Annotated in this window: 8 protein-coding genes; 7 read left to right on the top strand and 1 reads right to left on the bottom strand. The window is 67.7% G+C overall.

The genetic code is table 11. From position 1 onward, the window contains the following. The 3 genes from VFT73_RS06825 to VFT73_RS06835 form a co-directional block, all read left to right on the top strand. Positions 1–905, top strand: a 905-nt coding sequence (locus VFT73_RS06825; protein WP_326409430.1) for a class I tRNA ligase family protein, incomplete at its 5' end; no start/stop codon positions are given. 96 nt (positions 906–1001) lie between these two features. Continuing rightward, positions 1002–1505, top strand: a complete 504-nt coding sequence (gene lspA / locus VFT73_RS06830; protein WP_326409432.1) for a signal peptidase II — start codon at positions 1002–1004, stop codon at positions 1503–1505. Further along, positions 1498–1959 carry a DUF3035 domain-containing protein gene (locus VFT73_RS06835; protein ID WP_326409434.1) on the top strand — a complete coding sequence of 154 codons (462 nt, stop codon included), beginning with the start codon at positions 1498–1500 and terminating at the stop codon, positions 1957–1959. The genes lspA and VFT73_RS06835 overlap by 8 nt, the downstream gene beginning before the upstream one ends. A 77-nt stretch (positions 1960–2036) precedes the next feature. On the opposite strand, the gene VFT73_RS06840 is transcribed toward VFT73_RS06835, so the two are convergent. Then, a complete protein-coding gene (locus VFT73_RS06840) occupies positions 2037–2603 on the bottom strand; it encodes an HNH endonuclease (RefSeq protein WP_326409436.1) in 567 nt (188 codons plus the stop codon). 96 nt (positions 2604–2699) lie between these two features. Here VFT73_RS06840 and gluQRS point away from each other — a divergent pair, with 96 nt between their 5' ends. From gluQRS to egtB, 4 genes are all read left to right on the top strand, one after another. Continuing rightward, entirely contained in the window at positions 2700–3551 is an 852-nt protein-coding gene (gene gluQRS, locus VFT73_RS06845) for a tRNA glutamyl-Q(34) synthetase GluQRS (protein WP_326409438.1), read from the top strand. A gap of 9 nt (positions 3552–3560) precedes the next feature. After that, positions 3561–3788 (top strand): hypothetical protein, encoded by a 228-nt coding sequence (locus VFT73_RS06850; RefSeq protein ID WP_326409440.1) that lies wholly within the window; start codon positions 3561–3563, stop codon positions 3786–3788. A 5-nt stretch (positions 3789–3793) separates the two neighbouring features. Continuing rightward, positions 3794–4366, top strand: a complete 573-nt coding sequence (locus tag VFT73_RS06855) for a cob(I)yrinic acid a,c-diamide adenosyltransferase (RefSeq protein WP_326409441.1) — start codon at positions 3794–3796, stop codon at positions 4364–4366. Positions 4367–4430: 64 nt separating this feature from the next. After that, on the top strand, positions 4431–5656 hold a 1226-nt coding region (gene egtB, locus VFT73_RS06860), incomplete at its 3' end, for an ergothioneine biosynthesis protein EgtB (RefSeq protein WP_326409442.1).

Genomic DNA, 5656 nt, shown 5'->3' on the forward strand with positions numbered 1-5656 from the left:
GCAAGATGTCCAAGAGCCTGGGCAACGTCGTCGATCCACTGAAGGTGATGAGCGAAAGCGGCGCCGATATCCTGCGCATGTGGGTCGCCTCGACCGACTATTTCGAGGACGTGAAGATCGGCAAGGAAGTGCTGGCCGGCGCGTCCGACGCCTATCGGAAGCTCCGCAACACCTTCCGCTATCTGCTGGGCGCGCTCGATGGCTTCACGGACGCGGAGCGCACGACCGAGTTTCCGGAGCTGGAACGGTATATCCTGCACCGGCTGGCGGAACTGGACCGCGAGCTGAAGGACGCGGTGAACGCGTTCGAGTTCAACCGCTATGTCCGCCGGCTGAGCGAGTTCGCGAACGAGGACCTGTCCGCCTTCTTCTTCGATATCCGCAAGGACTGCCTCTATTGCGACGCGCCGTCGTCGCCGAAGCGGCGGGCGTATCGGACGGTGCTGGACGTGCTGTTCAACGCGCTGGTGCGCTGGATGGCGCCGATCATCCCGTTCACCGCCGAGGAAGTGTGGCAGACCCGTCTCTCGACTTCGCTCGAGATGAGCGGGCTGGAGTCGGTGCATTTCGCGGATTGGCCGGAGGTGGATGCGGGGTGGCTGGCCCCGTCGCTCGGGGCGAAGTGGGACGCGCTCCGCGGCCTGCGCGGCCAGGTGACCGAAGCGATCGAGCCGCTGCGGCGGGAAAAGGTGATCGGGTCGAGCCTGGAGGCCGAAGTGACGGTGCCCGAAACACCCGACGCCGATCTGGAGGAGCTGTTCATCGTGGCGAAGGTGTCGCCCGGCGATAGCATCGCGGTGACGCGAACCGAGCGCAACAAATGCGGCCGCTGCTGGCGGCATCTGCCGGAAGTGCCGGAGGATGGGGCGCTGTGTGCGCGGTGTGCGGAGGTTGTTCGTGACTGAGGCGAGCCGTACCCCTGCGCAAGCAGGGGTCCAACTCCTTGGGTGGTGCGCTCGGCGATATGGGCCCCTGCTTTCGCAGGGGCACGGGGAAGGGTTATGAACGCCACCCGCCGCCTTGGCCTTTCCATCGCGCTTGCGATCTTCATTCTCGACCAGCTGGTCAAATGGATCATGACGGGGCCGCTCGACCTGCTGACGGTCGGGACGGTCGAGCTGCTGCCGATCTTCCGCTTTCATTTCGTGCCCAATTACGGCGTGTCGATGGGCTTCCTGACCGCCGGGTCCGAGACGATGCGCTGGGCGCTGGTCGCGCTGACGGCGGCGATCGGAACCGGGGTGCTGGTGTGGCTGTGGCGGGAGCGGAACCGCTTCGACGTCGCGGCGCTGGGGCTGGTGCTGGGCGGCGCCGCCGGCAATATCCTGGACCGGGTGCGGTTCGGCTATGTGGTCGACTTTCTCGACCTGCACTTCGGCGACTTCCGCCCCTTTTTGGTCTTCAATGTCGCCGACGCTGCCATTACCATCGGCGTCCTGATCCTGCTCGGGCGCGCGCTGTTCACGCGCCAGGCAAACGAACCCGCGGAGAATGTGAATGCGTAGTGTGATTGTGCTGGGCGCAGCGGCGCTGACGCTTGCGGGCTGCACCGGCGGCGGGCTGGACCGCGCGCGGCCGGACGAATTCGCCGTCGCCCGCCGCGCGCCGCTGGTCGTGCCGCCGGACTTTGCGCTGGCCCCGCCGGCGCCGGGCGCGCCGCGGCCGCAGGAAGCGGACAGCTCGACCCAGGCGCTGGAAGCGATGTTCGGCGGCCCCGCCCCGCGCAGCGCGCCGGAGCAGGCGACGCTGGGCAATGCCGGCGCCGCCCGCGCGATGCCCGGCATCCGCTCCGAAGTCGGATCGCCCGAGACCAACGCGGTCGACAAGGGCGCCGTGACCCGCGACATCATCGCCGCGCCCGAAGGCGACGGCCAGGACGCGCGGGCGAGCACGACCGCGGTGACGCCGGCGCCCGCCGCGACGCCAACGCCGGAGCCGAGCCCGACGCCGCAATCCTGACCGTTCGCTTCGAGCGCAGTCGAGAAGCGTATCTCGACTTCGCTCGATACGAACGGAGTGATTGTTCTCGCTGCGCCTTAAGCCTGCAGCTCGACGTCCCAATACAGCCAGTCGCGCCAGGTTTCGTGCAGGTAATTGGGCGGGAAGGCGCGGCCATGATCCTGGAGCTGCCAGCTGGTCGGGCGGTAGGGCTGCTCGTGCAGCGACATATGCGCTTCGGCCGGCGTGCGGCCGCCCTTTTTCAGGTTGCAGGGCGCGCAGGCGGTCGAGACGTTTTCCCAGGTGGTGCGCCCGCCATAGGCGCGGGGAATGACGTGATCGAAGGTGAGATCGCGTGCCGTCCCGCAATATTGGCAGGTGAAGCGGTCGCGAAGGAAGAGATTGAACCGGGTGAAGGCGGGATATTGCGAAGGCCGCACATATTGCTTGAGCGCGATGACGGACGGCAGCTTCATCGCGCTGGTGGGACTTCGAACCTCTTTCTCGTAGGATTCGATGATGTCGACCCGGTCGAGGAACACTGCCTTGATCGCGGTCTGCCATGGCCAGAGGCTCAGCGGATAGTAGCTGAGCGGCGTGTAATCGGCGTTCAGCACCAATGCCGGGCAACTGTCCGGATGCCGGATCAGATCGGGATGGTACAAACGCCTCTCCCCTTCCCACTCGCCGAGGCTTGTGCCCCGAGAGGATGACGACGAAATGACATTTGCCCCGAGTCTCCGTCAACCCGATCCACGATTTTGTCCCTAGACTTATCCACAACACGTTTCGCGCCGAGCCCGACCGGCAGGCTGCACCTGGGCCATGCGATGAGCGCGGTGCTGTCGCACGACTTTGCGCGGGCGCGCGGCGGACGATTCCTGCTGCGCGTCGAGGACATCGATCCGGGCCGCGCGCGCGAGGAGCATATCGCCGGAATCGAAGCGGACCTGCGCTGGCTCGGGCTGCATTGGGACGAGCCGGCGGTGCGCCAGTCGCAGCGGCTGCCGCTCTATGCCGAGGCGCTGGAGCGGCTGAAGGACCAGGGTCTGGTCTATCCCTGTTTCTGCACCCGCGCCGATATCGCCCGCAGCGCGACGGCGCCGCACGGGCCGGAAGGGCCGCTGTATCCCGGCACCTGCCGCGGGCTGATCGCGCCCGACCTCGACCGGCCGCACGCCTGGCGGCTTGACGTGGCGAAGGCGACGGCGCTGGCCGGGCCGCTCACCTGGTGCGACGAACGCGCTGGGATCGTCGATGCGCGGCCCGAACTGCTGGGCGACGTGGTGCTGGCGCGCAAGGATGCGCCGGTCAGCTATCATCTGGCGGTGACGGTCGACGATGCGACGCAGGGCGTGACCGACGTGATCCGCGGCCAGGACCTGTTCCTCTCCACCCATGTCCACCGGCTGCTGCAGGCGCTGCTCGGCCTGCCGACGCCTGGCTATTGCCATCACAGGCTGCTGATCGGCCCCGACGGGGAGCGGCTCGCCAAGCGGCACGGCGCGCTGGCGCTGGCCGATCTGCGTGCGGAGGGCGTCGATCCGGAAAGCATCGTCGCGGCGTTCCGCCAAGGCCGCGCGCCGCTTGGATTCCGGCTGTCGGAGGACTAGATACCGGACATGACGCTGTTCCTCTGGCTCCTGATGATCGCCGCCGCGATCGCCGCGGTGGTGATGCTGATCCGCGGCGTCGTGACTTTCCTGAAGACGACCGAGGCCGACCTGAAATCGGGCAATGGCGGCCCCAGCGCGTCGGGACTGAAGCAGAACCGGATGATGATGGGCCGCATCTTCTTTCAGGCGCTGGCCGTGTTCATCGCCGCCCTGCTGATGCTGCTGGCGCGCTAGGGCGCTTGGTCAAGCTCAACAAGATCTACACCCGCACCGGGGACGCCGGGTCGACGGGACTGGTCGACGGATCGCGCGTGTCCAAGGCCGATGCGCGGATGGCGCTGATCGGCGATGTCGACGAAGCCAACAGCGCGCTGGGCGTGGCGATCGCCGCACTGGGCGACGATCCGGTCGCGGCCCATCTGACGCGCATCCAGAACGACCTGTTCGATCTGGGCGCGGATGTCGCGACGCCGGGCGACGATTTCGCGCCATCCGAAATGACGCTCCGCATCGTGCCCGAACAGGTCGAGCGGCTGGAGCGCGAGATCGACGCGATGAACGAGGGGCTGGCGCCACTCCGCTCCTTCATCCTGCCCGGCGGTTCGCCGGCCGCGGCGGCTTTGCATCTGGCGCGCAGCGTGGTGCGGCGGGCGGAGCGGACCGCGGTCGCGGCCTCCGCCGATATTCCGCTGAACCCCGCAGCCCTCGCGTATCTGAACCGGGCGTCGGACCATCTGTTCGTCGCGGCGCGACTCGTGGCGGGCCGTTCGGGCGGCGACGTGCTGTGGGTTCCGGGTGCCTCGCGCAGCTAACGGCCTGCCGAAAAGAGAACAAAAAGGTAACGACAGCGACACAAACTGCGCTATGCTTGGTCCGATGACGCCGTTCGCGCATCTTGGGGAGGCGGAGCCGCTGGCCGCGCTGTTCGCGCGGGTGCGGGGATTGAGCCTGGATCTGGCGGCGCCGCTGTCCGACGCCGATGCAACCGTTCAGTCGATGGACGACGCCTCACCCGCCAAATGGCATCTGGCGCACACGAGCTGGTTTTTCGAGACGTTCGTGCTGCGCGACATGGCGGGATACCGGGCGTTCGACCCCGCCTACGCGTACCTGTTCAACAGCTATTACGAGGCGGAAGGGCCGCGCCATGCCCGGCCACGGCGAGGCATGCTGACGCGGCCGAGCCTTGACGAAGTGCGGGCGTATCGCGCGCATGTCGATGCGGCGGTGGGTGAGGCACTGCCCGGGCTTGGCGCGGAGGCGCAGACGCTGGTGGAGCTTGGCTGTCATCATGAGCAGCAGCACCAGGAATTGCTGCTGACAGACGTGTTGCACCTGTTCGCGCAGAATCCGTTGAGGCCGGCTGTGTGGCCGGATGGGAAGCGCCAATCTCTCTCGCTCGTCCCGAGCCCTTCGACGCCGCCTGTCGGCGTCGCTAAGGATAAACTTCAGCCTTTGGCTGAAGTCGAGGGGCGTGTGTCCGGCCCTTCCCAGCGCCCCTCGACTACGCTCGGGACGAGCGAGCTTGTTGAGATCGGCCATAGCGGGTCCGGCTTCGCCTTCGACTGCGAGGGGCCGCGGCATCAGGTGTTGCTCCAGCCCTACGCGCTCGCTGACCGCTGCGTCACCAATGCCGAGTGGATCGCCTTCATCGAGGACGATGGCTATCGCGACCCGCGCTGGTGGCTGTCGGACGGCTGGGCGTGGGTGCAGCGCGAGGGCGTGGGCGCGCCGCTCTACTGGGAGCGCGACGGGGCGGGCTGGGCGAGCTTCGGGCTCGACGGGCTGAAGCCGGTCGATCCGGCCGCGCCGGTCACGCATGTCAGCTTCTACGAGGCGGACGCCTATGCGAGCTGGGCGGGCGCACGGCTGCCGACCGAGGCGGAATGGGAGCATGCGGCGGCCGGGCTCGACCCGAACGAAGGGCAATTCCTCGACGCCGCCGGGCCCGTGCGGCCGCAAGACCACGGCATGTTCGGCAGCGTCTGGGAATGGACGGGGAGCGCCTATCGGCCTGACCCCGGCTTTCGCGCGGCAGAAGGCGCGGTCGGCGAATATAACGGCAAGTTCATGAGCGGGCAGTTCGTGCTGCGCGGCGGTTC

The organism is Sphingomonas sp., from assembly GCF_035758555.1.
GTDB lineage: Bacteria > Pseudomonadota > Alphaproteobacteria > Sphingomonadales > Sphingomonadaceae > Sphingomonas_B.

Excerpts from the sequence above, each read along its gene's own strand:
- lspA (WP_326409432.1), top strand. The coding sequence starts at position 1,002 with ATGAACGCCACCCGCCGCCTTGGCCTTTCCATCGCGCTTGCGATCTTC.
- VFT73_RS06835 (WP_326409434.1), top strand. The coding sequence starts at position 1,498 with ATGCGTAGTGTGATTGTGCTGGGCGCAGCGGCGCTGACGCTTGCGGGC.
- VFT73_RS06850 (WP_326409440.1), top strand. The coding sequence starts at position 3,561 with ATGACGCTGTTCCTCTGGCTCCTGATGATCGCCGCCGCGATCGCCGCG.